This window comes from Shewanella electrica, from assembly GCF_022321485.1.
GTDB classification, from domain to species: Bacteria; Pseudomonadota; Gammaproteobacteria; order Enterobacterales; family Shewanellaceae; genus Shewanella; species Shewanella electrica.
This window is the reverse complement of the sequence record NZ_JAKOGG010000013.1, coordinates 50829-74751: the sequence shown is the minus strand read 5'-3', so window position 1 is coordinate 74751 and position 23923 is coordinate 50829. Positions and strand designations below refer to the sequence as shown.

Genomic DNA, 23923 nt, shown 5'->3' with positions numbered 1-23923 from the left:
GGTAATGCTGCAACCAAAACGTACTAAATTTCGCAAAATGTTCAAAGGCCGCAACCGCGGTCTGGCGAACGGTACTGACGTTAGCTTCGGCACCTTCGGCCTGAAAGCCGTAGGTCGTGGTCGTCTGACTGCGCGTCAGATCGAGTCTGCACGTCGTGCTATGACACGTCACGTTAAGCGTCAAGGACAAATTTGGATTCGAGTTTTCCCTGACAAACCTATTACCTCTAAGCCTCTTGAAGTGCGTATGGGTAAAGGTAAAGGTAACGTTGAATATTGGGTATGCCAGATTCAACCTGGTAAGGTACTGTACGAGATGGACGGTGTTCCAGAACAGCTGGCTCGCGATGCATTCGCACTGGCTGCTGCTAAACTGCCTATCAAGACTACCTTCGTAACTAAGACGGTGATGTAATGAAAGCGAGCGAACTGAGAGAAAAAAGCGTTGAAGAACTGAACGCTGAACTACTTGGTCTGCTGCGTGAGCAGTTTAACCTGCGTATGCAACACGCTACTGGTCAGCTGGCTCAAACTCACCAGCTGAAACAAGTGCGCCGTAACATTGCGCGCGTTAAGACCATTATTACTTCTAAGGCAGGTGCATAATGTCTGAGAGCATCCGTACTTTGCAGGGTAAAGTGACCAGCAACAAAATGGACAAGTCCATCACTGTTGCCGTTGAGCGTCAAGTTAAGCACCCAATCTACGGTAAGTACGTAAAACGTACTACTAAGATCCATGCACATGACGAACAAAACCAGTGTAATGAAGGCGATATCGTGACTATCAGTCAATGTCGTCCTCTGTCTAAGACTAAGTCTTGGACTCTGGTTGAAGTAGTGAGCAAAGCCTAATTTTGATTAGGTAACGTAATAAACGGCTCCTTTGTGGGGCCGTTTATATTTTTAGTACTATTCATCCCTGATCAATGGTGTTATACTTGCGCGCCATTTTTGACCAGTTTTGGCTCAAAAATGATGACGTAAAGGCCCCATGGTGGGGTATGTGAAGTAACGATAGCGGAGCACTTAAAATGATCCAAATGCAATCGACTCTCGATGTCGCATGTAACAGCGGCGCTCGCAGAGTTCAGTGTATTAAGGTCTTGGGTGGCTCTCATCGTCGTTATGCCGGTATCGGCGACATCATCAAAGTTTCTGTTAAAGAAGCGATCCCTCGCGCTAAAGCGAAGAAAGGTGATGTGTATAACGCGGTGGTAGTCCGTACTAAGAAAGGCGTACGTCGTCCAGACGGTTCTGTCATTCGCTTCGATCGGAATGCAGCGGTATTGCTTAACGCAAACCTTGCACCGATTGGTACTCGTATCTTTGGACCTGTGACACGTGAACTGCGTACAGAGCAATTCATGAAAATCGTGTCGCTGGCACCAGAAGTACTGTAAGGAGCTTCAAAATGGCAGCTAAAATCCGTCGCGATGACGAAGTAATCGTATTAACTGGTAAAGACAAAGGTAAGCGCGGTAAAGTTACCGACGTTTTATCTACTGGCCAGTTGGTAGTAGCAGGTGTAAACCTTGTTAAGAAACACCAAAAACCTAACCCACAGTTAGGCATTACTGGTGGCATCATTGACAAAGAAGCACCTATCCAAGCATCAAATGTTGCGATCTTCAACCCTGCTTCTGGCAAGGCTGATCGTGTTGGTTTCCGAATTGAAGACGGCAAAAAAGTTCGTTTCTTCAAGTCGAACAGTGAACTCGTTAAGTAATCGGAGTAAACGATGGCGAAACTGCATGATAAATACAAAGAGACTGTGATTGCTGAACTGTCTAAAAAGTTCGGTTATACCAGTGTCATGCAAGTCCCTCGGATTGAAAAAATCACCCTGAACATGGGTGTGGGCGAAGCTGTTGCAGACAAAAAAGTCATGGAAAGTGCTGTCCGTGACATGACTGCTATCGCTGGCCAAAAGCCTGTTGTAACTGTTGCTCGTAAATCAGTTGCAGGCTTCAAAATCCGTGAAGGCTACCCTATTGGTTGTAAAGTGACCCTGCGTGGCGAACGTATGTGGGAATTTTTTGAGCGTTTGATTGATATCGCTATCCCACGTATCCGCGATTTCCGCGGCGTAAGCGCTAAGTCTTTTGATGGTCGCGGCAACTACGCTATGGGCGTACGCGAGCAAATCATCTTCCCAGAAATCGATTACGATAAAATCGATAAAATTCGTGGTATGGATATTGTTATCACTACTACCGCGAAATCTGACGAAGAAGGTCGTGCTCTGTTGGACGCTTTTAACTTCCCATTCAAGAAATAAGGGTAGCGTAATGGCAAAACAATCAATGAAAGCACGTGAAGCAAAGCGTGCAAAACTCGTGGCTCAGTACGCTGAAAAGCGTGCAGCTCTGAAAGTTCTGATCGCTAGCCCTGCGACTTCTGACGAAGACCGTTGGGATGCTGTTCTGAAGCTTCAAGCGCTTCCACGTGATTCCAGCGCTGCGCGTCAACGCAACCGTTGTAATCAAACTGGTCGCCCACATGGTTTCCTGCGCAAGTTCGGCCTGAGCCGTATCAAGCTGCGTGAAGCAACCATGCGTGGTGAAGTTCCTGGTCTGCGTAAGGCCAGCTGGTAAGCCCTAGTCACGGAGTAAGCTAATATGAGCATGCAAGATCCTATTGCGGATATGCTGACACGTATCCGTAACGGCCAAGCTGCTGCCAAAGTATCTGTGAAGATGCCGTCTGCCAAACTGAAAGTTGCAATTGCAAAAGTTCTGAAGGAAGAAGGTTACATCACTGACTACGCCGTAGCAGACGAAGGCTCTAAGCCAGAACTGGAAATTACTTTGAAGTATTTCCAGGGCAACCCTGTTGTTGAGACTATCCAGCGCGTAAGCCGTCCTGGTCTTCGTATTTACAAAGGTAAAGACGAACTGCCAAAAGTGATGGGCGGACTGGGTGTCGCAATTGTGTCCACATCTAAAGGCCTGATGACTGATCGTGCCGCCCGCCTTGCAGGCATGGGTGGTGAGGTTATCTGCTACGTAGCGTAAGGAGCTAGGAATGTCTCGTGTAGCAAAAGCACCAGTCTCTATTCCTGCTGGCGTAGAGGTTACCTTGAAAGATCAGACTATCACCATCAAAGGTGCTAAAGGCAGTCTGACTCGAGAAATCAACAGCGCAGTTAAAGTAGCTGTAGAAGGTGAACACATCACTTTCGGTCCAGTTGAAGGCGTTGTTAACGCTTGGGCCCAAGCAGGTACTGCTCGTGCTTTAGTCAACAACATGGTTGTTGGTGTTTCTCAAGGTTTCGAAAAGAAATTGAAACTTGTAGGTGTGGGTTATCGTGCCAAAGTTGCTGGTAGCGACTTGGATTTGACCCTCGGTTTCTCTCATCCTCTGGTACACAAGTTACCAGCAGGCGTTACAGCTGAATGCCCAAGCCAAACTGACATCGTACTGAAAAGTATCGATAAAGAATTAGTTGGTCAGGTTGCGGCAGACATTCGTGGCTATCGTCCACCAGAGCCTTACAAAGGTAAAGGTGTTCGCTATGAAGACGAAAATGTACGCCGTAAAGAGGCTAAGAAGAAGTAAGGTAACGCGATATGGATAAGAAAACTTCTCGCTTGCGCCGTGCGACTCGCACCCGCAAGAAGATCCAAGAGCTGGGCGTTAATCGTCTGGTTGTACATCGTACACCGCGTCACATTTACGCTCAGGTGATCAACCCTGAAGCTCAGGTTGTCGCAGCCGCTTCTACCGTAGAAAGTGCGGTAAAAGGTGCGCTGAAATACACCGGCAACGTCGATGCGGCTAAAGCAGTAGGTAAAGCTATTGCTGAGCGCGCGATCGAAAAAGGTGTCACCGTTGTGGCATTCGATCGTTCTGGTTTCAAGTATCACGGTCGTGTGGCTGCATTAGCAGCTGCTGCACGTGAAGCTGGTCTGCAGTTCTAAGGGGTTTATACAATGGCTAAAGTAGAAACTCAGCAGAAAGATGATCTGCAAGAGAAGCTGATTGCAGTTAACCGTGTATCTAAAGTAGTTAAAGGTGGTCGCATCTTCAGCTTTACCGCTCTGACAGTAGTTGGTGACGGTAACGGTAAGATTGGCTACGGCTACGGTAAAGCACGTGAAGTTCCAGCAGCTATTCAAAAGGCTATGGAAAAAGCACGTCGCAGCATGGTTACTGTTCAGCTGAACGAAGGTACATTGCATCACCCTGTTAAGGGTCGCCACTCAGGTTCTCGCGTATATATGCAGCCAGCATCTGAAGGTACCGGTATTATCGCCGGTGGCGCAATGCGTGCCGTATTGGAAGTAGCAGGCGTTCATAACGTTCTGTCAAAAGCATACGGTTCTACTAACCCGATCAACATCGTACGTGCAACTGTTGACGCTCTGGTTCATATGAAATCACCAGCGCAAATCGCAGCTAAGCGTGGCCTGAATGTTGACGAAATTCGGGGGTAATGCACCATGGCTACTAAAACAATCAAAGTTACACAGACTAAAAGTGCAATCGGTCGTTTGCCGAAGCACCGCGCCACTTTAACTGGCTTAGGTCTGCGTCGTATTGGTCACACTGTTGAACTGGAAGATACTCCTTCTGTTCGCGGTATGGTCAATAAGGTCTACTACATGGTAAAGGTGGAGGACTAATCAATGCGTCTGAATACTTTATCTCCAGCAGCAGGTTCTAAACCAGCTGGCAAGCGTGTAGGCCGTGGTATCGGCTCTGGCCTGGGTAAAACCGCAGGTCGTGGTCACAAAGGTCAGAAGTCTCGTAGCGGCGGCGGTGTTCGCGTTGGCTTCGAAGGCGGCCAAATGCCACTGAAAATTCGTTTGCCTAAGTTTGGTTTCACCTCGCGTATCGCGATGGTAACTGCTGAAGTTCGCATCGGCGAGCTGGCAAAAGTTAACGGTGATGTTGTCGACTTGAACGCACTGAAAGATGCGAATCTCATTACTCGCAACATCCAGTTTGCGAAAATCGTTCTTTCAGGTACCATTGAGCGCCCAGTAACCGTTCGCGGTTTGAAGGTAACCAAAGGTGCACGTGCAGCTATTGAAGCTGCCGGCGGAAAGATCGAGGAATAATACGTCGATGGCAAAACCAGGACTTGATTTAAAAAGCGCGAAAGGTGGACTTTCAGAACTGAAAGCTCGCTTGTTGTTCGTGATTGGTGCAATTATTGTGTTCCGTGCAGGTTCCTTTGTGCCAATTCCTGGTATTGACGCTGCTGTATTAGCTCAGATGTTCGCTCAGCAAAAAGGTACCATCCTCGGCATGTTTAACATGTTCTCGGGTGGTGCCCTCTCGCGTGCCTCAATTTTTGCATTGGGTATCATGCCGTATATTTCGGCATCTATCATTATGCAGTTGTTGACTGTGGTACATCCGTCGCTCGCTGAATTGAAAAAAGAAGGCGAGTCCGGACGTAAGAAAATCAGTCAATATACTCGTTGGGGCACCTTAGTGCTGGCAACTGTACAATCTATCGGTATTGCTACAGGCCTTCCATCTCTGATCCCAGGGTTGGTGGTAAATCCAGGTGTTGGGTTTTATGTGGTAGCGGTAATCAGTTTGGTCACAGGGACTATGTTCCTGATGTGGCTTGGTGAACAAATCACCGAGCGTGGTATCGGCAACGGTATCTCTATTCTGATTTTTGCCGGTATTGTTGCAGGGCTCCCGCAAGCGATTGGACACACTGCAGAGCAAGCGCGTCAAGGCAACTTGAACGTATTAGTGTTGTTGTTGATCGGTGTAATTGTATTTGCCGTTACTTACTTCGTCGTGTTTGTAGAACGTGGTCAACGTCGTATCGTCGTTAACTACGCTAAGCGTCAGCAAGGCCGCAAGGTGTTTGCCGCGCAATCTACTCACTTACCGTTGAAAGTGAATATGGCGGGTGTTATTCCACCAATTTTTGCATCAAGTATTATTCTGTTCCCTGGGACATTAGCTCAGTGGTTCGGTCAGAACCCAGCATTGTCTTGGCTGAGTGACTTTTCAGTTGCTGTATCGCCAGGCCAACCGCTGTATTCGTTGCTTTATGCTGCAGCAATTATCTTCTTCTGTTTCTTCTATACTGCGTTGGTTTTCAACCCACGTGAAACAGCTGATAACTTGAAGAAGAGCGGTGCGTTCATTCCAGGGATTCGTCCCGGCGAACAAACTTCGCGTTACATTGATAAAGTAATGACTCGCCTGACATTGGCAGGTGCTTTGTACATTACCTTTATCTGCTTAATTCCGGAGTTCATGTTAATCGCCTGGAAAGTGCAGTTCTACTTCGGTGGTACTTCACTTCTCATTATGGTGGTAGTGATCATGGACTTCATGGCTCAGGTTCAGACCCATTTGATGTCTCATCAATATGAGTCTGTGATGAAGAAAGCTAATCTAGTTGGTAAAGCGAATTTAGATCGCTTTGGCCGCTAAGCATTAGCTTACGGAGTGATGAAATGAAAGTTCGAGCTTCCGTGAAGAAGATCTGCCGTAACTGCAAGATCGTCAAGCGTGCTGGCGTTGTACGCGTGATTTGTGTTGAACCTAAACACAAGCAGCGTCAAGGCTAAAAAGACTCGGCCAGTTCAGTTTGAACTGGCCACTTAAAATATATTTGCAAACCCGTCATCTGTTGAGTATCCTATCGGGCTTTTCACAGATGGCCTTTAACTTAAGGAGTGCATAGTGGCCCGTATCGCTGGCATTAACATTCCTGATCAGAAGCACGCAGTCATCGCATTGACTGCAATCTATGGCATCGGTCGTACCCGCGCTAAAGCAATTTGCGCTGCTACTTCTATTGCTGAAGATGCAAAGATCAGAGAATTGAGCGACGCTCAAATCGATACCCTACGCGAAGAAGTTGCCAAATACACCGTAGAAGGTGACTTGCGCCGCGAAGTTTCTATGAACATCAAGCGTCTTATGGACCTTGGTTGTTATCGTGGTCTTCGTCATCGTCGTAGCCTGCCCCTCCGTGGGCAACGTACTAAGACCAATGCGCGTACTCGCAAAGGTCCACGTAAACCAATCAAGAAGTAACGGGAAGGTAGACAATGGCTAAAGTTCCGTCACGTTCTCCGCGTAAGCGCGTACGTAAACAGGTTGCGGATGGCATGGCCCATATCCATGCTTCTTTCAACAATACAATCGTTACTATCACTGATCGTCAGGGTAACGCCTTGTCTTGGGCAACAGCAGGTGGTTCAGGTTTCCGTGGTTCACGTAAATCTACTCCATTCGCAGCCCAGGTTGCTGCTGAGCGTGCAGGTGTTGCTGCTCAGGATTATGGTGTTAAAAACCTTGAAGTTTTCGTGAAGGGTCCAGGTCCAGGTCGTGAATCAGCCATTCGTGCGCTGAACGCTGTTGGTTATAAAATTACCAACATTACCGATGTGACGCCTATCCCACATAACGGTTGTCGTCCTCCTAAAAAACGCCGCGTATAGTCTGGCGATTTCATAGGAAAGTTGGAGAAAGATCATGGCAAGATACTTGGGTCCCAAGCTCAAGCTCAGCCGTCGGGAAGGTACAGACCTTTTCCTGAAAAGCGGTGTGAGAGCAATCGATTCGAAGTGTAAGCTGGAAACAGCACCTGGACAGCATGGCGCTCGTAAGCCACGTCTGTCTGATTATGGTTTGCAGCTGCGTGAGAAACAAAAAGTTCGTCGTATTTACGGTGTGTTGGAAAAACAATTCCGTAACTACTACAAAGAGGCTGCACGTCTGAAAGGCAACACTGGTGAAAACCTGTTGCAACTTTTGGAAACCCGTCTGGATAACGTAGTTTATCGTATGGGTTTTGGTGCAACTCGTGCCGAAGCACGTCAGCTGGTTAGCCATAAGTCAATTATGGTGAACGGTCGTGTTGTTAATATCCCTTCATTTGCAATTTCTGTGAATGATGTTGTAAGCATTCGTGAAAAGTCACAGAAGCAAGCTCGTATTAAAGCTGCACTGGAAGTGGCTGGTCAGCGCGAAAAGCCTACTTGGGTTGAAGTTGACGCCGCTAAGATGGAAGGCCAATTCAAGCGCCTGCCAGAACGTAGCGATTTGTCTGCGGAAATTAACGAACAGCTGATCGTCGAGCTTTACTCTAAGTAAGGCTAACTAACAAGAGAGGACACAATGCAGGGTTCTGTTACAGAATTTCTTAAACCGCGTCTCGTAGATATCGAGCAGGTTAACCCAACTCGTGCCAAGGTAGTACTTGAGCCACTCGAACGTGGTTTCGGTCATACATTAGGTAACGCGTTGCGTCGCATCCTATTGTCGTCTATGCCCGGCTGCGCGGTTACCGAAGTCGAGATCGACGGTGTACTGCACGAATACAGCAGTAAGGAAGGCGTACAAGAAGATATTCTCGAGATTTTACTTAACCTGAAAGGGTTAGCGGTAATTCTCGAGGGGAAAGATGAGGCTTTGCTCACTTTGAGCAAGTCCGGCGCAGGCCCTGTCACCGCAGCAGATATTACCCACGATGGTGATGTTACCATCGCGAATCCGGAACACGTGATCTGTCATTTGACTGGTAACCACGACATCAGCATGCGTATTCGTGTTGAACGTGGCCGCGGTTACGTACCGGCTTCAGCTCGTGCTCAAACTGAAGAAGACGATCGTCCAATTGGCCGTCTGCTGGTTGACGCTTCATTTTCACCTGTTGTGCGCATCGCCTACAATGTAGAAGCTGCGCGTGTAGAACAGCGTACTGATTTGGACAAGTTGGTCATTGATATGACCACTAACGGCACTATCGACCCAGAGGAAGCTATCCGTCGTTCAGCTACAATTTTAGCTGAGCAGTTGGATGCCTTCGTTGAACTGCGCGATGTGACCGAGCCAGAGAAGAAAGAAGAGAAGCCTGAGTTCGATCCGATACTGCTGCGTCCTGTCGACGATTTAGAGCTAACTGTACGTTCGGCCAACTGTTTGAAGGCCGAAGCGATTCATTACATCGGTGATCTGGTACAACGCACTGAAGTTGAGCTGCTCAAAACGCCTAACCTCGGTAAGAAATCTCTTACAGAGATCAAAGACGTGCTGGCATCTCGCGGACTGTCGTTAGGTATGCGTCTGGAAAACTGGCCTCCAGCTAGTTTGGCAGACGACCTGTAAGTCCCAGGTTTGTACAGATACAGGTTATAAGGATTAAGTCATGCGCCATCGTAAGAGTGGTCGTCAACTTAACCGCAACAGCAGTCATCGCCAAGCTATGTTCCGTAACATGGCAAGCTCACTGGTTCGTCACGAAATCATCAAGACGACCGTTGTGAAGGCTAAAGAACTGCGTCGCGTAGTTGAGCCCCTGATTACACTCGCTAAGAGTGACAGCGTAGCAAATCGCCGTTTGGCATTTGCACGTACCCGCGACCAAGAAGTCGTAGGTAAACTGTTTACCGAATTGGGTCCACGCTATCAGGAACGTGCAGGTGGTTACACCCGCATCCTGAAATGTGGTCTGCGTGCTGGTGACAAAGCTCCAATGGCATACATTGAGCTGGTTGGTCGCCCAGAAACTGCTGAAGCCGTTGACGCTGAAGCAGCTGCAGAATAATCTCCTTAGGAGATACTAAAAGCCGGGCTTAGGCCCGGCTTTTTTTTGCCTAAAATCTGCTGAGCTACGAGCTACGAGCTACGAGCTACGAGCTACGAGCTACGAGCTACGAGCTACGAGCGATGTAATTTGTACCATCCCGAGTACTCCCCACCTTTTGTTGTCCCGTTAGTCTTTAGCATTGCTCAGGGGACGGTTTAGACTGCTTTGGGTTATCCCCAGTAATTTGGATGCAGCGTTTTGATTATTATTAGTAAGTATCAATGCTTCGTGGATCAGTTGTTGCGTGGTTTCATGGATCTTCTGTAGCGACGCAGGAAATACCATCTGTAGTGGTACTGGTTTTTAGCGGATGATGAAATTGACAGTCTTAATCCTGCAGCAGCACTCTCGTTCTCAACGCCCGCGCAGGTTGCTATACCTGTAATGATTGCCACAGCACCGAAGCGGGCAAGGGGCTATTTGAACCTCAACGTTATAACTTCACCTTAAAAGACCACAACAGCGGTAAATACTGTTGGGGCTGCCATGACGGTAAAACCGCCGAGAGCGATTGTAAAAGCGGTCAAACAATAAGGCACAACCACAGCAGCTGTGCCTTGTTATTTTTACTCGACGTTTTGGATCTGCTTGTTGATTAAAATAGATAAAGTATTTTAATTCAGTATATTACCGAGAATTTATGATGTAGGTGATAAGGTTAGTAACCCTTTTAGTAACCGTTTGATTGGAGGTTATGGCCTGAAGGCTTGTTGTTTAGATAAAGCATTGAGCGATTAGTTACTGAAACCTATGGGCCGATTTTGCTTACCCTTGTCTATATTGTACATAATCCGTATTCGCCATTTAGCAGACTGTGTACCTAGCAATTGGTTAGGAATTTAAGCTTTCTTATTTGAATGCTACATTCGTAATCCTTTGCAGGGGTTCTTAACTCTCCACCTAGGATAACGTTTTTAGGTTTAATATTTGACCAAAGTTTGTTTTTACTTCACGATTCTCAAAAACATAAGATTAATAAACATATGTCTAACAAGAAAGATAGAAATGAACCTTCTGAAACGCCTCAAGAGCTCGTGATTGCCCTTGTTTCGGCTGTTGGCTGTGATTTGGGTCACTTTATTCGTTTAATTGAAGAAGAGTTAGATTTATATGATTTTTCTGTCAATTCCATCAGAGTTTCCTCTGACTTTCTCAAAAGCATTAATCCACCTGAAAGAGCGTTAACTAAGCTAGCATCTATTAACCACATGATGTCAGCTGGGAATATTTATCGTGATATTTGCCGAGATAATGGGGCATTAGCTCATGCTGCTATTGCAAAAATTGCTGAAATGAGAGCCAGTAAAGGTGAGCATGAAGAACCTAAACCGCTTGATAAACATGCATGGATAATAAGGTCTCTCAAACACCCAGAGGAAGTTAAAGTTCTTAGAGATGTTTATGGGGACAGGTTGTTTGTTCTGGGTATACACGCTAGTGAAGAAAAACGTAGAAGTACATTAGAAGCAAAAAGGCGAAGTGCTGATTCAGACGAAATAATTGACCATTTGATTGAAAGAGATGCTCAAGAGAAAGATGGGCATGGTCAACATACTCGTGATACCTTTCATTTGTCAGATTTTTTTATTAATGAAGATCAAAACGCTGACAAAAACAGAGCAGATATTGAACGAGTCTTTAAGTTAATCTTTGGTCATCCTTATACCACTCCAACATTCGATGAATTCGCGATGTATATGGCGTTTGCGGCATCCGTTCGTTCAGCGGATCTTTCTAGGCAAGTTGGAGCTGTACTTACTAAAGACAGTAACATTATCTCAACCGGTGCTAATGATGTACCTAAAGCTAATGGAGGGCTGTACTGGCCTATATTAGATTCAAAGCAAGCTCATTACGTCGATGTGCATGACGGACGGGATTACACCAGAGGTTTTGATACAAACAAGCAAACGATAAGTGAGCTGTTAAGCGACATTGTTCAAAACATAGATTTGAATAGCATTACTGAAACCAAATCTTTTTCACAAGAATCGCAAGGATCTTTCAAAAAAGCTCTATCTTCCCAGTTAGCTAAAACCGGTTTGAAAGACATTACTGAGTATGGGCGAATCGTACACGCAGAGATGGAAGCCATACTCTCATGCGGTCGCTCAAATAATAGCACTTTTGGAACAACTCTGTACTGCACAACCTTTCCATGCCATAACTGTGCTAAGCATATCATCGCATCAGGAGTGATGCGGGTTGTATATGTAGAACCGTATGCCAAAAGTAAAGCATTTGAGTTTCATAGTGATTCTATATCGGAAGAACAGTCATCTGATAAGGTAGCTTTTGAGCCGTTTGTTGGCGTTGGTCCAAGGAGTTTTCTTAATTTATTCTCTATGAATTTGGGGAGTGGCCGAAAAATTAAAAGGAAGGATTCTGATGGAAAAGTGCTAGACTGGCATAAAGAATCAGCTAAGCTAAGATTAGCTGAAAATGAATTTAGTTACATCACAAAAGAAGATATATCTACCTTTATCCTTGGAAAACAATTAGATATATATAGTGAATACACATCAGACAAATAGGGCTGAGTTATGAAAAAGGCTGATAACCAAGCATTGTTAAAACATGTTGAGAAAGTTAATCAAAAAGTTTCCCAATGGCCACAGTGGCAACAGCAGCTGATCAATCAGAGAGTATCAGAGCCTAAAAAGTCGCAAGCTCAATTAAGTAGTGCAGTTCAGTCTTAACCTTCCAGTGAGCCGCCAATGCTGCGGCTCCATTAATTCCCCATACCCTTAACCATAGGCAATAGATTGTTAATCTAGCTTTCTTCGCGAAAAATTTAACTGAAGCATGTGATAGACCGAATTTCCTCCGAGTAAATGAACATCTGGTAAGGCCTGAGATTAACTTCGTTATCTATGTATTAGTTGTGTGGATGTAGGTAAGAATCATAGGAATTTCAATGTTAAGATACGCTCAGTCTCATCTTAACGTTGATTGATTAATGACCCAGAAACTCACTCTCCAACAGCTTGAATCTTTCCTGTGGGAAGCCGCTGACATCCTGCGCGGCAATATGGACGCCTCCGAGTACAAAGACTACATCTTCGGCATGATGTTCTTAAAACGCCTGTCGGATGCCTTTGAAGAGGCGCAAGAAAGCGTAGTGCAGTATTACCTCGGCAAAGGCAAAACCCAAGAGCAAGCTGAAGCGCTGGCGCAAGATGAAGACGAATACGATAAGACGTTCTTCGTGCCGCAAAGCGCCCGTTGGTCAGCGTTGAAAGACCTTAAACACGATATCGGCGCAACGCTCAACAAAGCCACTGAAGCGATTGAAGAGTACAACAGTAGCCTTGAAGGCGTGTTGGTCACTATCGACTTCAACATCAAAAACAAGCTGTCAGATAAAAAGCTGCAAGACTTGCTGTCGCACTTCAACAAATACCGCCTGCGTAACGAAGACTTTGAACGGCCTGATCTGCTCGGCACCGCCTACGAATACCTCATCAAAATGTTCGCCGATAGCGCGGGTAAAAAGGGCGGTGAGTTCTACACCCCAAGTGAAGTGGTATCGCTGCTGGTGGCCTTACTCAAGCCTAAAGCGGGTATGCGTATCTATGATCCAACCTCCGGCTCCGGCGGTATGTTGGTGCAAACCCGTAACTACCTCGCTGCCCATGGCGAGAACCCCGGCAACCTATCGCTGTTCGGCCAAGAGATGAACCTAAACACATGGGCCATCTGTAAGATGAACATGTTCCTGCATGGCGTGCTCAGTGCCGATATTCGTAAAGGCGATACCCTGCGTGAACCTAAGCACACCGAAGGCGGTGAGCTGATGCGCTTTGACCGCGTGATTGCCAATCCACCGTTCTCACTGGCGAAGTGGGGTAAAGACGAGTGCGATAACGACGGCTTTGGCCGTTTTCCTTATGGTACGCCACCGAAAGACGCGGGCGACTTAGCCTTTGTGCAGCATATGATTGCCAGCACCAACGCTGAAGGTATGGTTGGTGTGGTCATGCCGCATGGGGTGTTGTTCCGTGGTTCCAGCGAAAAGGCGATTCGTCAGGGCATTCTAGAAGATGACTTGCTCGAAGCGGTTATTGGTTTGCCATCGGGCTTGTTCTACGGCACTGGCATTCCGGCCTGTTTGCTGATCATCAATAAAAACAAAGCGGCTGAGCGTAAAGGCAAGGTGCTGTTTATCAATGGTGAGCTGGAGTACGAAGAAGGCAAAAACCAAAACAAACTGCGCCCGCAAGATATCGAAAAAATCGTCACCACCTTCGACAACTACCAAAACATCAAGCGTTACGCGCAAGTGGTCGAGCTGAGCGAGATTAGCGAGAACGACTACAACCTCAATATTCGCCGCTACGCTGATACCGCGCCACCAGCAGAGATCTTTGATGTACGCGCCATCCTGCATGGCGGCGTGCCTGTACGCGAGGTTGAAGACGAGTACATCCAAGAAGAGATCCTGCAAGGCTTCGATGTCAGCCGCGTGTTTACCCTGAAGTCTGAAGGCTACTACCAGTTCCGCACCGATATCAGCGCTAAAGAGCAGATCCGCGAGTTTGCCACGGATGCTACCCCCGCCATCATTAGCCAGTTAGAGCGCTGGTGGGACAAGTATCAAGTATCCCTCAAACAACTCGACGATGAGGTTGCGACAGCAGAGAGCGTAATGCAAGGCTATCTCAAGGAGCTGGGGTATGAGTGAACGGGTTCCGGAAGGGTGGCAGGCCTCCAATCTTGGGGATTTAGCGTCCAAAATTGAAGGCGGTGGGACTCCATCGAGAACTGTGCCTGAATATTGGGGTGACGATATTCCATGGGCTACCGTAAAGGATTTGAAAGGCGTAAGACTTACTTCAACATTAGAATCTATTACGCAAATAGGGCTTGAACAAAGTGCTAGCAAGCTCGTACCAGCTAATACGATGATCATTGCTAGTCGGATGGCTGTTGGTAAGGCTGTCATTTTTGATAAAAATGTTTCTATAAATCAGGATCTAAAAGCATTTTTCCCAAAGAAAATGCTGGATACACAGTACCTTTTGCAGTGGTATTTATCAAAAGCTGAAGTCATAGAAAGTTTAGGAACAGGTTCTACGGTCAAAGGCATTAAACTAGATGACATTCGGGCTTTGCCGATTGACTTGCCTCCGTTATCTGAACAACAAAAAATCGCCAAGATCCTGACCTCGGTGGATGAGGTGATTGAGAAGACACAGGCGCAAATCGACAAGCTCAAAGACCTGAAAACGGGCATGATGCAGGAGCTGTTGACCCAAGGCGTCGGCGTCGATGGCAAGCCGCACACCGAGTTTAAGGATTCCCCTGTCGGACGGATTCCGAAAGCTTGGAATTGCGTCACATTAAAGAATTTGTCGAAGCGAATCACTGACGGTACTCATCAGGCTGTGAAGACTTCGGCAGATGGAACGATTCCTTTTCTTTACGTATCTTGTATAAGAGATGGGAGCATTGATTGGGAAAAGGCTTCGTTTCTTACTGAAGAAATGTACGAACTGGCTTCAAAAGGAAGGAAACCTGAGAACGGGGATATTTTGTATACAGCGGTTGGTTCATACGGTCATGCGGCAGTGGTTATAGGAAATACTCGGTTTAGCTTTCAACGTCACATTGCCTTTATTCAACCTAATCATGAGAAAATCTACTCTGAATTTTTAGTATCGTTTTTGAATAGTCCATTGGGTAAAAAACAAGCTGATTTATATGCGATAGGAAACGCTCAGTTGACTGTGACTCTCGGAGATCTCGGTAAATTTAAAGTCATTCTTCCTGAAATAGCTGAACAGCGAAAAATTGCCAAAATATTCAATGGCATTGATAACAAGATTACCGTTGTTCAGCGAAAATTGACGAATTTAGGGAATGTTAAAAAAGCCCTCATGCAGGATCTGTTAACGGGCAAGGTACGGGTAAACATCGACTAGCATGTTTGAGCGATTTTTACGGGATAGATTTGCCTCTTTTTATGAAATAGGAGCGTAAGCTATTCATAACCACAATCGAACAAACTGCAACTACATCCTATATGCGTTAGTATGTCGTTTGAGTCTATCGTGTTGGAAGGTAACCACATGAAATTAGAAACATTGTTAGTAAAGAATTTTCGTTGCTACACAGAAAAATCCTTTAGATTTAATCCACATTTCAATTTGATTGTTGGACAGAATGCATCAGGTAAAACCGCAGTGTTAGATGCGGCATCGGTAGCAATTGCAACGTGGTTACTCGGTTTTAAGAAAAAAAATGATAAGAAAAGCTTAACCCCTACCGATGCAACTTTATCTTATGTTGAAAAAGAGGGGGAGTCTCAATTTATTGAAGCTTGGCCTGTTTTGGTTTCAGCAACTGGCGAGATAAAAGGTCAATTTGTCGGGTGGGAAAGATCAAAAGATTCTCCTACAGGAAATACTAGATATGGTCATGCGGGTGACTTGATTGCTTTAGCTCGAGAGTGTGATCAGCAATTAGCCGAAGATATAAAGCTCCCTCTAATTAGCTATTACGGGACAATGAGGTTGTGGCAAGATCCTCGGGTATCAAAGCCTAAAGTATCCTTATCTAAATCATCGTACAGACCTTCTAGATTGGAAGGATATAAGCATTGTGTCGATCCTCGAATAGCGTTAAAAGATTTTGTGGCATGGTTTGCGCGGCAAGAATGGAACGCATTTCAGGAAGGTAGAGAATCAACAATGCTCAAAGTCGTTCGAAAAGCCATAATTGGTTGTGTCGAAAATGCAAAGCATTTGAGGTTTGACCCAAAAAGAGGGGAGCTTATTATTACTTTTGAGCATTCTGAACCGCAGCCTTTTAATTTCTTGAGTGATGGTCAACGATGTGTCTTGGCATTAGTTGCTGATATAGCGCAGAAAGCAGCGATTTTAAATCCTCAGTTAGGAGACGATGTTCTTAAAGAAACTGAAGGCGTTATTCTAATTGATGAGCTTGATCTACATCTTCATCCAAGATGGCAACGTCATGTCATAGAAGATCTCCGCACAACCTTTCCTAAAGTGCAGTTTATATGTACAACACATTCACCTTTCTTGATCCAGTCTCTGCGATCAAGCGAAGAGTTGATAATGCTAGATGGATTGGCACCTGCTCAACTCGCTAATAAAACATTAGAGGATATAGCGGCAGGTGTTATGGATGTTAATTCCCCCGAAGTGAGTTATCGCTACGCGGAGATGAAAGGCGTGGCCATGGAATACATGAAAATGCTTGATAAGGCAGAATTATCTCCCCAAGAAAAATTAGATGAATATAAAAAAAGACTTGCAGATTCTTTAGCTCCTTATGCGGATAATCCAGCTTTTCAGGCATTTTTGGAATTGCAGCGAGTTTCCAAATTAGGAGAGTAATAATGCGACCAGTCAGAAAGGGAGTTTCGCCTGTTGTTGGTGACTTTAAAAAATATGAAGATGCTAAAAAAGAGCTGGTTGGCAGGCTTGGTAGTTACTGTAGTTATTGCGAAAGAAAGATCTCGACCCTCTTGGCGGTGGAACATATTGAGCCGAAAGATGGAGATTTTGGTAAGCCTGCATTAGAAAAGCGTTGGACTAATTTTTTATTAGCATGCACTAACTGTAACTCGTGTAAAGGTAGTAAAGAAGTCGATTTTCACCGTCTAATATTTCCTGATAGAGATAATACATTTCATGCTTTTATTTACACAGAAGACGGTAAAATAGGCGTTAATACAACTCTTAATCCTGCTCAAATGGTTTTAGCTAATAATACACTTGCATTAGTTGGTTTGGATAAGCCCATTCAACAGTATAAAGATTCAAACGGTTTACAAGTGGCTTTAGATCGAGTGGCTCAAAGAATGGAAGCTTTTGGTGTCGCAGAGGCTGCCCTCGCTTTGTTAAAAAGAGACCCAAGAAGTGATGTTTTGAAAGAATCAATTGTAATGACGGCTGAATCTAATGGCTTCTTTAGCATATGGATGAAAGTATTTGATTCTTATCCAGAAATGAAAGTTAAGTTTATTAAAGCATATAAGGGAACAGAAATTACAGGTTGCTTTAATATGTTAAATGGTTCTTCGCTTCATCCTTCACCTAACCCAGATAGACTTGAATGCGGCGGTAAAATTTAATCTGTCATCCATAAAAATGGAATTCAAATATGTCCAACGATGAGTTCGACAAGGTAGAACGCCCCGCCATTGCGCAGCTCCACCAGCTAGGCTGGCGTTATGTGCCCGGTAAAACGCTGGCACCTGAGCACACTAACCAAGAGCGTGATTACTTACGCGATGTGGTGCTGGTTAAACGCTTAACGCAGGCCATTGAACGTATTAACCCGTGGATCAATGAAGAGAACCTGAAAAAGGTGGTGCGCATGGTGACGCACCCGCAATGCACTGGGTTGATGGAGTATAACCACGGCTTTTATCAAACTATGGTGGGCTATCTGTCGGTTGAGCAAGATCTCGGCAAAGGCAAAAAAGGCCAAACCGTTAAGCTGGTGGACTTTGATAACATCGACAACAACGAGTTTATCTGTGCCAACCAGTTTAAGGTTGAAGGCCCTAATCAAACCATCATCCCTGATATTGTGTGCTTTGTTAACGGCCTGCCGTTAGCGGTGATCGAATGTAAATCGCCCTATCTAAAAACAGAGCCAATTCTCTGTGGTATTGACCAACTGCGCCGTTATGCCAATCAACGGCATCCCGAGCAGTTTGAAGGTGCTGAAAAACTGTTTTGGTATAACCAATTGATGGTTTCGACCTGTCGAGAGCGAGCCCGTGTCGGTACGATTAGCTCGCCCGCGCAATACTACGGTGATTGGAAAGACGCTTACCCGCTAACCGATGCAGAGATAGCACAACAAGATAGCAATAATGTGCTGCCGCTCGCTAATAAACTCGATGTGGAGTTACCTGTTGCTACCGTTGACGCCGCTGACACTGAACTGAAGCAAGTGGCCGAGCCACCAGCTGATTACCAAGCCGCTAAAGTTACAGCGCAGCAGCGCTTGTTAGCCGGTATGTTTAGCCGTGAGAACTTTCTCGATATCGTGCGCAACTTTGTGCTGTTTGAGCCGGATGATGGCCGCTTGATTAAGAAGGTCGCGCGCTATCAACAGTTCCGCGCCGTAAACAAGGTGATTAAACGGCTTAAGACGGGCAAAACCCGCAAAGAGAAGTCGGGCGTGGTGTGGCACACCCAAGGCAGCGGTAAATCGCTGACCATGGTGATGCTGGCGGTAAAAATGCGCCATGACCCCGAGCTTAAGCAATACAAGCTGGTGTTTGTCACCGATAGAACTCAGCTCGATGAGCAGCTCTCAACCACCTTCCAAGGTGCGCAAGGTGAAACTGTTTACAACGCTGATTCAGTAGCCTCGCTGCGTGATCTGCTGAAAAAAGACAGCTCAGATCTGGTGACTGCCATGGTGCAGAAGTTCCAAGACGCAGAGAAGGAAGCTGAGCAGCAGGGCGACAATAGCTTTGTTGACCTCAATACCTCAGACAAGATTATTGTGTTGGCCGATGAAGCGCACCGTACCCAATTTGGCGGCCTAGCGACCACGATTAACGCCGCATTACCTAACGCCCCTAAAATCGGTTTTACGGGCACACCGTTGCTTAAAACTCAAAAGATGGATACCGCCTTTGGTGGCTACATTGATAAGTACAAAATCAATGAGGCGGTAGAGGATGGTGCCACCGTAAGGCTGTTGTATGAAGGCCGTGAGGTAAAAACCGCCGTGGCGGGTGAGTCGCTTGATGCGCTGTTTGAAGAGTATTTTGGCGAATACACCAAAGAAGAGCAGCAAGAGATTAAGCGTAAATACGGCGTTGAGCGCGCCGTGCGGGGAGCGCCTCGGCGTATTCGCTGGGTGTGTATCGACCTGTTGAAGCATTACCGCGAGCGCATACAGCCCGATGGCTTTAAGGCGATGATTGTGGTGGGCAGTCGCCACGCGGCTACTGTGTTTAAAAAAATCTTAGATGAACTCGGTGCCCCACCGTCAGAAGTGATTATTTCGGGCGATCATAACGACCCGCAGTACATTGCTCAGTACACCGATAAGGTGCATCAGAAGAAGATTATCGCTAACTTTAAGAAGCCTTTCGGTACTGATATTCCCGGCACTGACGAGAAACAGCGTAAGTACGACAACACCGCCTTTTTGATTGTGAAGGACATGCTGTTAACGGGCTTTGATGCGCCGATTGCACAGGTGATGTATATCGACCGCAAGCTACAAGACCATACGCTGATGCAGGCCATTGCGCGGGTTAACCGTAACTACAAGGGCAAAGAATGCGGCTATGTGGTCGACTACTACGGCTTAGCCAGTTATCTCACTGAAGCGCTGGAGCTGTTTAGTAGTGATGACGTTGAAGGGACATACCAAAGCCTGAAAGATGAGCTGCCCAAGCTAGAAGACGCACATCGGCGCGTTAAAGCGTTTTTTAAAGGCGTGACCAGCGACGAAATAGATGACTATGTGTTAGCGCTCAAAGACGATGTGGTGCGGGCGCAGTTTGAAGTCGCCTATAAGCGTTTTGCCAAGCAACTCAACGTGATTTTGCCGGATGCATCAGCTAAGTCGTATATCCCAGATATGAAACTGTGGGGCAAGGTACATCATGCGGCGCGCAACCAGTATCACGATGATGGTATGGATTTGCTCGATGTGGGCGAGAAGGTACGACAGCTGGTGGACGAGCACATATTGAGTACCGGGGTTGATCCGAAAATCCCGCCAATAGATTTGCTGGCCGCTAACTTCAAAGAGCATGTGCTCAAGAAAAAGTCGGCGGAATCCAAAGCCTCTGAAATTGAGAGCGCGCTGAAGCACCATATCAACATCAAGTTAGACGACGACCCTGAATACTACCGTTCACTGAGCTTGCGGTTACGAGACATTATTGAGAAAACCGCAGGTAATTGGGAGCGCCAATTAGAACTGTTGCTGGAGATGACCGACGACCTGAGTACGGCTCATAAGCAAGCGGCGCAAGACATAGGCTTGAACGAAACTGAGTTTGCCTTTTACAACATTATGATGAGCGAAGTGACGAAGGCGAGAGACGGTGACGTGATTGACGACCAACTGCATGAAGAGATTAAGGCGACCACTCAACAACTGGTGCAGATGTTTGATGAGGCCACACAGATCGTCGACTTCTTCAAAAAAGATGATGAAGTGAAGCGCATGAAGAAGAACATCAAGCACGTAGTCACCGATCAATCCTTTGGGGATAAGGCGCTGGTGGCAATTCTGCAAGACCGCTTTATCGATTTGGCTAAGCATAAGTTCGGCAATAAATGACAGTGCAAGACGTGATGCAAGACAGTGATGTGATCAAACAAGCGGGCTACGAGGTTAAGGTGGTTCGCACTGCGCGCCGCAAATCTGCCACGATTAAAGTGGAGGAGGGAGTTGTTGCTGTTGTGGTGCCGAAGGCGTTACCGATGGAGAAAGTCCACCAGCTGGTGGCCGCCAAACATCAATGGATTTTAGAGAAGCTCGCCATTCACGCCGAAGCACGGCCATCGCGTGGCAAAGAGTATGTCTCTGGCGAGGCCTTCCCTTATCTTGGCCGTAATTACCGCCTGAAGGTAGTGCAGGGTAACGTTACGGCGACTAAGTTGGTCAACGGCAAGATTACTGTGACCGTGCCTGAATACGCCTCACAGGCGCAATTTGTGCGCCGTTCGCTAACTCACTGGTACAAGCGCAATGCGGATAAGAAAATCCGCGAAAAGGTGGATCGCTATCAGTCGATTGTTGGCGTAGAAACGGGCGTAGTGCGTATCAAAGACTTTAAGAGCCGCTGGGGCAGCTGTACCCCTTATGGCGATTTGGAATTCAACTGGCTGATTGTGTTAGCCCCTAACCGTATCGTTGATTATGTGGTGGTGCATGAGCTTTGCCATTTGCTGCACCATGACCACTCACCGCAATACTGGCGCGAGGTTGAGCGCGTAATGCCTGACTACCGAGAGTGTAAAGAATGGCTAAGAGACAACGCTCAATTGCTGGTGGTGTAGTGGGATTACTAGAGAACAAAAGGAATAGTTAAATGAGTATTCAACCGAGAGATCATAGTATTTTAAAGGCTGTGGAAGAGTGGAAGGAGCGATGCCTTCTCAATAGCCGAGGAGTATTCACTGATTCAAGAACGTGGAATTATGCAACCTTTGAAAAGCTGTATGAGGACTTTGTTGAGTATCCAGATGCTAGTACCGATAAGAGTTTCTTTGAAAAGCTAAAACATCAACTCGGAAAATCTCAGAAAGACACTATCCGCCTAGCAGCGGAAATGCTTTGGTTTATGTCATTAGCTTCTAGCAACGTTTCGCCTCAAAGAAAAAGATTGAATATCACACAAGTATGGAAGTGGACCGGGGACGGTTTTGATGAGAACCACAAATTCCTTCAAGATGATGTTTTGCATGGATATGCAAATACAGGGGTGAGCTTTAATACTAATCGTTGGCGTGAACTTAGTTACTTCATCACCGTAATGATGGCCTTTTTTAGTGAGAAACCCCAAAAAAGGGAAGAGTTACTCTCAACAGCAAAAACGTTAGCACAATGGTTAGAAGATATTGAAGATACTCCTAACCGTCAGTTTCGTAATGTCTTGTTATTTCTATTATTTCCTAAAAAGATTGAAAGAGTCACCAGTAATAATCAGCGCAAGTTGATTGTTAAAGCCTTTGAAAAAATGTCTTCTAAAGAATCTAATAAATTGGCGTGTTGGGAAGTCGATGAAATATTGCTCAGTATTCGTAAACGTGAGGCTAAGCGATTAGGCCGTAAAGACATCGAGTTTTATTTGTCGCCACTGAGAGAGGTTTGGGAAAAAAACTCAAACGACAAATCAGATGTACAGGATGAATCTGAACAGCAAAAAATTGATGAAGAAGAAGAGGCAAAACGTAAAGAGATCGAAGCTCAAAATCCCAAGAACAAGAAACAGCTAATTGACGCTCGTCGGGGGCATGGTAAGTATCGAGCTAACTTGTCTTTGGTTGAGAATAAGTGTCGCGTTACAGGAATGTCAGAAAAGAAATTCTTAACAGCTAGCCATATAAAACCTTGGCGTCGTTGTGATGATAAAGAATGTCTTGATGGTAATAATGGCCTTTGGTTAGCCCCTCATATTGATCGCCTGTTTGACAGAGGATGGATAACCTTTGATTACTCAAGTGGAGACTTACTTTGTGCCAATAATAATGTGGAAAGGGCTCTAGAACAGTGGGGTATCGAGCCGAGTACGTCTATTGGGACTCTAAAAAAAGAGCAGGCTCATTATATGAAATATCATAATGAACAGCTTTTTAAAGGAAATTCAAAGAAAAAATAGCTACTCCTTTCCTTAATCTTTGATTTCAAGATAACGGGAAAGGTGCCTTGGTGGTTAAGCTTTTAAGGATGGATGGAGCATGGATTTTTTTGGATATTGGAACATCTGTCTAGAAATGGGATTGACTAAGCACCCTGACGATCTCGTGGTGCTTGATGAGCTTCTTCATGAATTACAGAAGCCCATTGATAGCGAGTTTGAATTTGGCTTACCACCGGGGCCGTTCTTTGGCCCTTTGAAAACGGCGAAAATCGTGCTTTGTTACGCCAATCCTAGCCGTGATTCTAAAACCTCAGAAGTCGTAGAGGATGGTGCTCTAAAGGAACAACTATTTGCTCAACTGGATGGTTTACAGCCTTATCCATATCAAATACCGGGTTGGGACAAGTGGTTTAAGCCTGTCGCCAACAGTCTATTTGATGGGAATTGTGAGCAAGCGGCAAAGCATATTAGCGTGTTTAATCTGGTGCCATATGCCTCTACAAACATGGACATAGCGCAAAGCTTTGCCACCAGCTTACCCAGCGTATGGGTTGCTCAGGAGTATCTGCGGTATACGCTTATTCCCAAAGCAAAGCGGAAGGATATCTTACTTGTGATGTGCCGTTCGTCCCAACTATGGGGGCTTCAGACATCTCATGATGCAGAGAACATCATTATTAATCGGACTCGAGTTGGCTTTACCGAGGACACTAAGAAGAAGGTCAAAGCATGGTGGCAAAGCCTCGAACGTAATAACCTATTTAGTTGACTTAACTTTTCTTAGGCAAAAATTGCCGTCGTCATTTAGAAGCCATTCGAGGTTATCACCTTCTTCCCATTTAAGTTCGTCCAATAGCTCCTGCGGAATTGCTAAAAATGCCTCTCCTGCAGCGTTTTGTTCAATTTTAACCTTCATTATTTCTCCTAATGCTCACCGTATATCCTCTGTTAGACATGCACTGTTTTGAGGGCCGCCACTGCGAGAACGTTTACAAATTAAACTTACCATCTTTTTCAACC

At 45.8% G+C, this 23923-nt stretch carries 32 protein-coding genes and 1 pseudogene; 31 read left to right on the top strand and 2 right to left on the bottom strand.

Translation table 11 applies throughout. The features are described from left to right. Positions 1-4: 4 nt before the first annotated feature. The 20 genes from rplP (at position 5) to rplQ (ending at position 9537) form a co-directional block, all read left to right on the top strand. Positions 5-415, top strand: coding sequence for a 50S ribosomal protein L16 (rplP, locus tag L9G74_RS15555; RefSeq protein WP_037445298.1), 411 nt, complete (start codon positions 5-7; stop codon positions 413-415). After that, entirely contained in the window at positions 415-606 is a 192-nt protein-coding gene (gene rpmC / locus L9G74_RS15550) for a 50S ribosomal protein L29 (RefSeq protein ID WP_011758342.1), read from the top strand. Before rplP ends, rpmC begins: the two co-directional genes overlap by 1 nt. Continuing rightward, positions 606-854 carry a 30S ribosomal protein S17 gene (gene rpsQ / locus L9G74_RS15545; protein ID WP_238897336.1) on the top strand — a complete coding sequence of 83 codons (249 nt, stop codon included), beginning with the start codon at positions 606-608 and terminating at the stop codon, positions 852-854. Before rpmC ends, rpsQ begins: the two co-directional genes overlap by 1 nt. Positions 855-1033: 179 nt before the next feature. Further along, a complete protein-coding gene (rplN, locus tag L9G74_RS15540; protein WP_011494644.1) occupies positions 1034-1402 on the top strand; it encodes a 50S ribosomal protein L14 in 369 nt (122 codons plus the stop codon). A gap of 11 nt (positions 1403-1413) precedes the next feature. Continuing rightward, positions 1414-1728: a 50S ribosomal protein L24 gene (gene rplX, locus L9G74_RS15535; protein WP_238897335.1), complete on the top strand. Its 315-nt coding sequence runs from the start codon at positions 1414-1416 to the stop codon at positions 1726-1728. A gap of 12 nt (positions 1729-1740) precedes the next feature. After that, positions 1741-2280, top strand: a complete 540-nt coding sequence (rplE, locus tag L9G74_RS15530) for a 50S ribosomal protein L5 (protein WP_238897334.1) — start codon at positions 1741-1743, stop codon at positions 2278-2280. Between the two features lie 10 nt (positions 2281-2290). Next, positions 2291-2596 carry a 30S ribosomal protein S14 gene (gene rpsN / locus L9G74_RS15525; protein WP_238897333.1) on the top strand — a complete coding sequence of 102 codons (306 nt, stop codon included), beginning with the start codon at positions 2291-2293 and terminating at the stop codon, positions 2594-2596. A 24-nt stretch (positions 2597-2620) separates the two neighbouring features. After that, entirely contained in the window at positions 2621-3016 is a 396-nt protein-coding gene (gene rpsH, locus L9G74_RS15520) for a 30S ribosomal protein S8 (RefSeq protein ID WP_238897332.1), read from the top strand. Between the two features lie 10 nt (positions 3017-3026). Then, the gene (rplF, locus tag L9G74_RS15515) at positions 3027-3560 is read left to right on the top strand and encodes a 50S ribosomal protein L6 (protein WP_238897331.1); all 534 of its coding nucleotides are present in this window, start codon (positions 3027-3029) and stop codon (positions 3558-3560) included. Between the two features lie 11 nt (positions 3561-3571). Continuing rightward, positions 3572-3922, top strand: coding sequence for a 50S ribosomal protein L18 (rplR, locus tag L9G74_RS15510; protein ID WP_207354683.1), 351 nt, complete (start codon positions 3572-3574; stop codon positions 3920-3922). Positions 3923-3934: 12 nt separating this feature from the next. Then, positions 3935-4438, top strand: a complete 504-nt coding sequence (gene rpsE, locus L9G74_RS15505) for a 30S ribosomal protein S5 (protein WP_037445268.1) — start codon at positions 3935-3937, stop codon at positions 4436-4438. A gap of 6 nt (positions 4439-4444) precedes the next feature. Next, complete coding sequence (gene rpmD / locus L9G74_RS15500; RefSeq protein ID WP_238897330.1) at positions 4445-4627, top strand: 50S ribosomal protein L30; 183 nt, start codon at positions 4445-4447, stop codon at positions 4625-4627. Positions 4628-4630: 3 nt separating this feature from the next. Continuing rightward, positions 4631-5065, top strand: a complete 435-nt coding sequence (gene rplO, locus L9G74_RS15495; protein ID WP_238897329.1) for a 50S ribosomal protein L15 — start codon at positions 4631-4633, stop codon at positions 5063-5065. A 7-nt stretch (positions 5066-5072) separates the two neighbouring features. Further along, entirely contained in the window at positions 5073-6413 is a 1341-nt protein-coding gene (secY, locus tag L9G74_RS15490; protein WP_238897328.1) for a preprotein translocase subunit SecY, read from the top strand. 23 nt (positions 6414-6436) lie between these two features. Beyond that, positions 6437-6550, top strand: a complete 114-nt coding sequence (gene rpmJ / locus L9G74_RS15485; protein WP_081933521.1) for a 50S ribosomal protein L36 — start codon at positions 6437-6439, stop codon at positions 6548-6550. Positions 6551-6665: 115 nt separating this feature from the next. Next, positions 6666-7022, top strand: coding sequence for a 30S ribosomal protein S13 (gene rpsM, locus L9G74_RS15480; protein WP_238897327.1), 357 nt, complete (start codon positions 6666-6668; stop codon positions 7020-7022). A 14-nt stretch (positions 7023-7036) separates the two neighbouring features. After that, entirely contained in the window at positions 7037-7429 is a 393-nt protein-coding gene (gene rpsK, locus L9G74_RS15475) for a 30S ribosomal protein S11 (protein WP_037445257.1), read from the top strand. A gap of 34 nt (positions 7430-7463) precedes the next feature. After that, complete coding sequence (gene rpsD, locus L9G74_RS15470) at positions 7464-8084, top strand: 30S ribosomal protein S4 (protein ID WP_238897326.1); 621 nt, start codon at positions 7464-7466, stop codon at positions 8082-8084. 24 nt (positions 8085-8108) lie between these two features. Further along, a complete protein-coding gene (locus L9G74_RS15465) occupies positions 8109-9098 on the top strand; it encodes a DNA-directed RNA polymerase subunit alpha (RefSeq protein ID WP_238897325.1) in 990 nt (329 codons plus the stop codon). A gap of 40 nt (positions 9099-9138) precedes the next feature. Then, positions 9139-9537, top strand: a complete 399-nt coding sequence (gene rplQ / locus L9G74_RS15460) for a 50S ribosomal protein L17 (protein WP_037445251.1) — start codon at positions 9139-9141, stop codon at positions 9535-9537. A 168-nt stretch (positions 9538-9705) separates the two neighbouring features. On the opposite strand, the gene L9G74_RS22450 is transcribed toward rplQ, so the two are convergent. Continuing rightward, complete coding sequence (locus L9G74_RS22450) at positions 9706-9864, bottom strand: helix-turn-helix domain-containing protein (protein WP_369123386.1); 159 nt, start codon at positions 9862-9864, stop codon at positions 9706-9708. Between the two features lie 95 nt (positions 9865-9959). On the opposite strand from L9G74_RS22450, the pseudogene L9G74_RS22445 reads away from it, so the two are divergent. The 11 genes and pseudogenes from L9G74_RS22445 to L9G74_RS15410 all read left to right on the top strand — a co-directional run. Then, positions 9960-10178: pseudogene (locus tag L9G74_RS22445) on the top strand (cytochrome c3 family protein); the annotation flags it as partial. A gap of 384 nt (positions 10179-10562) precedes the next feature. Then, entirely contained in the window at positions 10563-12113 is a 1551-nt protein-coding gene (locus L9G74_RS15455) for an anti-phage dCTP deaminase (protein WP_238897324.1), read from the top strand. 9 nt (positions 12114-12122) lie between these two features. Then, the gene (locus tag L9G74_RS15450) at positions 12123-12278 is read left to right on the top strand and encodes a hypothetical protein (protein WP_238897323.1); all 156 of its coding nucleotides are present in this window, start codon (positions 12123-12125) and stop codon (positions 12276-12278) included. Positions 12279-12538: 260 nt separating this feature from the next. Beyond that, positions 12539-14263, top strand: a complete 1725-nt coding sequence (locus L9G74_RS15445; protein WP_238897322.1) for a type I restriction-modification system subunit M — start codon at positions 12539-12541, stop codon at positions 14261-14263. Continuing rightward, entirely contained in the window at positions 14256-15503 is a 1248-nt protein-coding gene (locus L9G74_RS15440) for a restriction endonuclease subunit S (RefSeq protein ID WP_238897321.1), read from the top strand. The genes L9G74_RS15445 and L9G74_RS15440 overlap by 8 nt, the downstream gene beginning before the upstream one ends. 147 nt (positions 15504-15650) lie before the next feature. Further along, positions 15651-16943: an AAA family ATPase gene (locus L9G74_RS15435; RefSeq protein WP_238897320.1), complete on the top strand. Its 1293-nt coding sequence runs from the start codon at positions 15651-15653 to the stop codon at positions 16941-16943. Positions 16944-16945: 2 nt separating this feature from the next. Further along, on the top strand, positions 16946-17683 hold the full coding sequence (locus L9G74_RS15430; RefSeq protein ID WP_238897319.1) for an HNH endonuclease: 738 nt from the start codon (positions 16946-16948) through the stop codon (positions 17681-17683). Between the two features lie 29 nt (positions 17684-17712). After that, positions 17713-20877: a type I restriction endonuclease subunit R gene (locus tag L9G74_RS15425; protein WP_238897318.1), complete on the top strand. Its 3165-nt coding sequence runs from the start codon at positions 17713-17715 to the stop codon at positions 20875-20877. Further along, complete coding sequence (locus L9G74_RS15420) at positions 20874-21599, top strand: M48 family metallopeptidase (RefSeq protein ID WP_238897317.1); 726 nt, start codon at positions 20874-20876, stop codon at positions 21597-21599. Before L9G74_RS15425 ends, L9G74_RS15420 begins: the two co-directional genes overlap by 4 nt. 32 nt (positions 21600-21631) lie before the next feature. Further along, positions 21632-22921: an HNH endonuclease gene (locus L9G74_RS15415; protein WP_238897316.1), complete on the top strand. Its 1290-nt coding sequence runs from the start codon at positions 21632-21634 to the stop codon at positions 22919-22921. 79 nt (positions 22922-23000) lie between these two features. Continuing rightward, positions 23001-23672, top strand: a complete 672-nt coding sequence (locus L9G74_RS15410) for a hypothetical protein (protein WP_238897315.1) — start codon at positions 23001-23003, stop codon at positions 23670-23672. Here the strand turns inward: L9G74_RS15410 and L9G74_RS15405 are convergent. Continuing rightward, entirely contained in the window at positions 23661-23819 is a 159-nt protein-coding gene (locus tag L9G74_RS15405; protein WP_238897314.1) for an AbrB/MazE/SpoVT family DNA-binding domain-containing protein, read from the bottom strand. The two genes, L9G74_RS15410 and L9G74_RS15405, sit on opposite strands and share 12 nt — an antisense overlap. Between the last annotated feature and the right edge of the window lie 104 nt (positions 23820-23923).

What these genes read in the sequence shown, in the direction of transcription:
- L9G74_RS15450 (WP_238897323.1), top strand. Translation starts at nt 12,123, where the DNA reads ATGAAAAAGGCTGATAACCAAGCATTGTTAAAACATGTTGAGAAAGTT.
- L9G74_RS15410 (WP_238897315.1), top strand. Translation starts at nt 23,001, where the DNA reads ATGGATTTTTTTGGATATTGGAACATCTGTCTAGAAATGGGATTGACT.
- L9G74_RS15455 (WP_238897324.1), top strand. Translation starts at nt 10,563, where the DNA reads ATGTCTAACAAGAAAGATAGAAATGAACCTTCTGAAACGCCTCAAGAG.
- rplE (WP_238897334.1), top strand. Translation starts at nt 1,741, where the DNA reads ATGGCGAAACTGCATGATAAATACAAAGAGACTGTGATTGCTGAACTG.
- rpsK (WP_037445257.1), top strand. Translation starts at nt 7,037, where the DNA reads ATGGCTAAAGTTCCGTCACGTTCTCCGCGTAAGCGCGTACGTAAACAG.
- L9G74_RS15405 (WP_238897314.1), bottom strand. Translation starts at nt 23,819, where the DNA reads ATGAAGGTTAAAATTGAACAAAACGCTGCAGGAGAGGCATTTTTAGCA.
- secY (WP_238897328.1), top strand. Translation starts at nt 5,073, where the DNA reads ATGGCAAAACCAGGACTTGATTTAAAAAGCGCGAAAGGTGGACTTTCA.
- rplN (WP_011494644.1), top strand. Translation starts at nt 1,034, where the DNA reads ATGATCCAAATGCAATCGACTCTCGATGTCGCATGTAACAGCGGCGCT.
- rpmC (WP_011758342.1), top strand. Translation starts at nt 415, where the DNA reads ATGAAAGCGAGCGAACTGAGAGAAAAAAGCGTTGAAGAACTGAACGCT.
- rpmJ (WP_081933521.1), top strand. Translation starts at nt 6,437, where the DNA reads ATGAAAGTTCGAGCTTCCGTGAAGAAGATCTGCCGTAACTGCAAGATC.
- L9G74_RS15420 (WP_238897317.1), top strand. Translation starts at nt 20,874, where the DNA reads ATGACAGTGCAAGACGTGATGCAAGACAGTGATGTGATCAAACAAGCG.
- rplQ (WP_037445251.1), top strand. Translation starts at nt 9,139, where the DNA reads ATGCGCCATCGTAAGAGTGGTCGTCAACTTAACCGCAACAGCAGTCAT.
- L9G74_RS15435 (WP_238897320.1), top strand. Translation starts at nt 15,651, where the DNA reads ATGAAATTAGAAACATTGTTAGTAAAGAATTTTCGTTGCTACACAGAA.
- L9G74_RS15415 (WP_238897316.1), top strand. Translation starts at nt 21,632, where the DNA reads ATGAGTATTCAACCGAGAGATCATAGTATTTTAAAGGCTGTGGAAGAG.
- rplP (WP_037445298.1), top strand. Translation starts at nt 5, where the DNA reads ATGCTGCAACCAAAACGTACTAAATTTCGCAAAATGTTCAAAGGCCGC.
- L9G74_RS22450 (WP_369123386.1), bottom strand. Translation starts at nt 9,864, where the DNA reads ATGGTATTTCCTGCGTCGCTACAGAAGATCCATGAAACCACGCAACAA.
- L9G74_RS15425 (WP_238897318.1), top strand. Translation starts at nt 17,713, where the DNA reads ATGTCCAACGATGAGTTCGACAAGGTAGAACGCCCCGCCATTGCGCAG.
- L9G74_RS15440 (WP_238897321.1), top strand. Translation starts at nt 14,256, where the DNA reads ATGAGTGAACGGGTTCCGGAAGGGTGGCAGGCCTCCAATCTTGGGGAT.
- rpsH (WP_238897332.1), top strand. Translation starts at nt 2,621, where the DNA reads ATGAGCATGCAAGATCCTATTGCGGATATGCTGACACGTATCCGTAAC.
- rplF (WP_238897331.1), top strand. Translation starts at nt 3,027, where the DNA reads ATGTCTCGTGTAGCAAAAGCACCAGTCTCTATTCCTGCTGGCGTAGAG.
- rplO (WP_238897329.1), top strand. Translation starts at nt 4,631, where the DNA reads ATGCGTCTGAATACTTTATCTCCAGCAGCAGGTTCTAAACCAGCTGGC.
- L9G74_RS15445 (WP_238897322.1), top strand. Translation starts at nt 12,539, where the DNA reads ATGACCCAGAAACTCACTCTCCAACAGCTTGAATCTTTCCTGTGGGAA.
- L9G74_RS15465 (WP_238897325.1), top strand. Translation starts at nt 8,109, where the DNA reads ATGCAGGGTTCTGTTACAGAATTTCTTAAACCGCGTCTCGTAGATATC.
- rplX (WP_238897335.1), top strand. Translation starts at nt 1,414, where the DNA reads ATGGCAGCTAAAATCCGTCGCGATGACGAAGTAATCGTATTAACTGGT.
- rpmD (WP_238897330.1), top strand. Translation starts at nt 4,445, where the DNA reads ATGGCTACTAAAACAATCAAAGTTACACAGACTAAAAGTGCAATCGGT.
- rpsE (WP_037445268.1), top strand. Translation starts at nt 3,935, where the DNA reads ATGGCTAAAGTAGAAACTCAGCAGAAAGATGATCTGCAAGAGAAGCTG.
- rpsN (WP_238897333.1), top strand. Translation starts at nt 2,291, where the DNA reads ATGGCAAAACAATCAATGAAAGCACGTGAAGCAAAGCGTGCAAAACTC.
- rpsQ (WP_238897336.1), top strand. Translation starts at nt 606, where the DNA reads ATGTCTGAGAGCATCCGTACTTTGCAGGGTAAAGTGACCAGCAACAAA.
- rplR (WP_207354683.1), top strand. Translation starts at nt 3,572, where the DNA reads ATGGATAAGAAAACTTCTCGCTTGCGCCGTGCGACTCGCACCCGCAAG.
- L9G74_RS15430 (WP_238897319.1), top strand. Translation starts at nt 16,946, where the DNA reads ATGCGACCAGTCAGAAAGGGAGTTTCGCCTGTTGTTGGTGACTTTAAA.
- rpsD (WP_238897326.1), top strand. Translation starts at nt 7,464, where the DNA reads ATGGCAAGATACTTGGGTCCCAAGCTCAAGCTCAGCCGTCGGGAAGGT.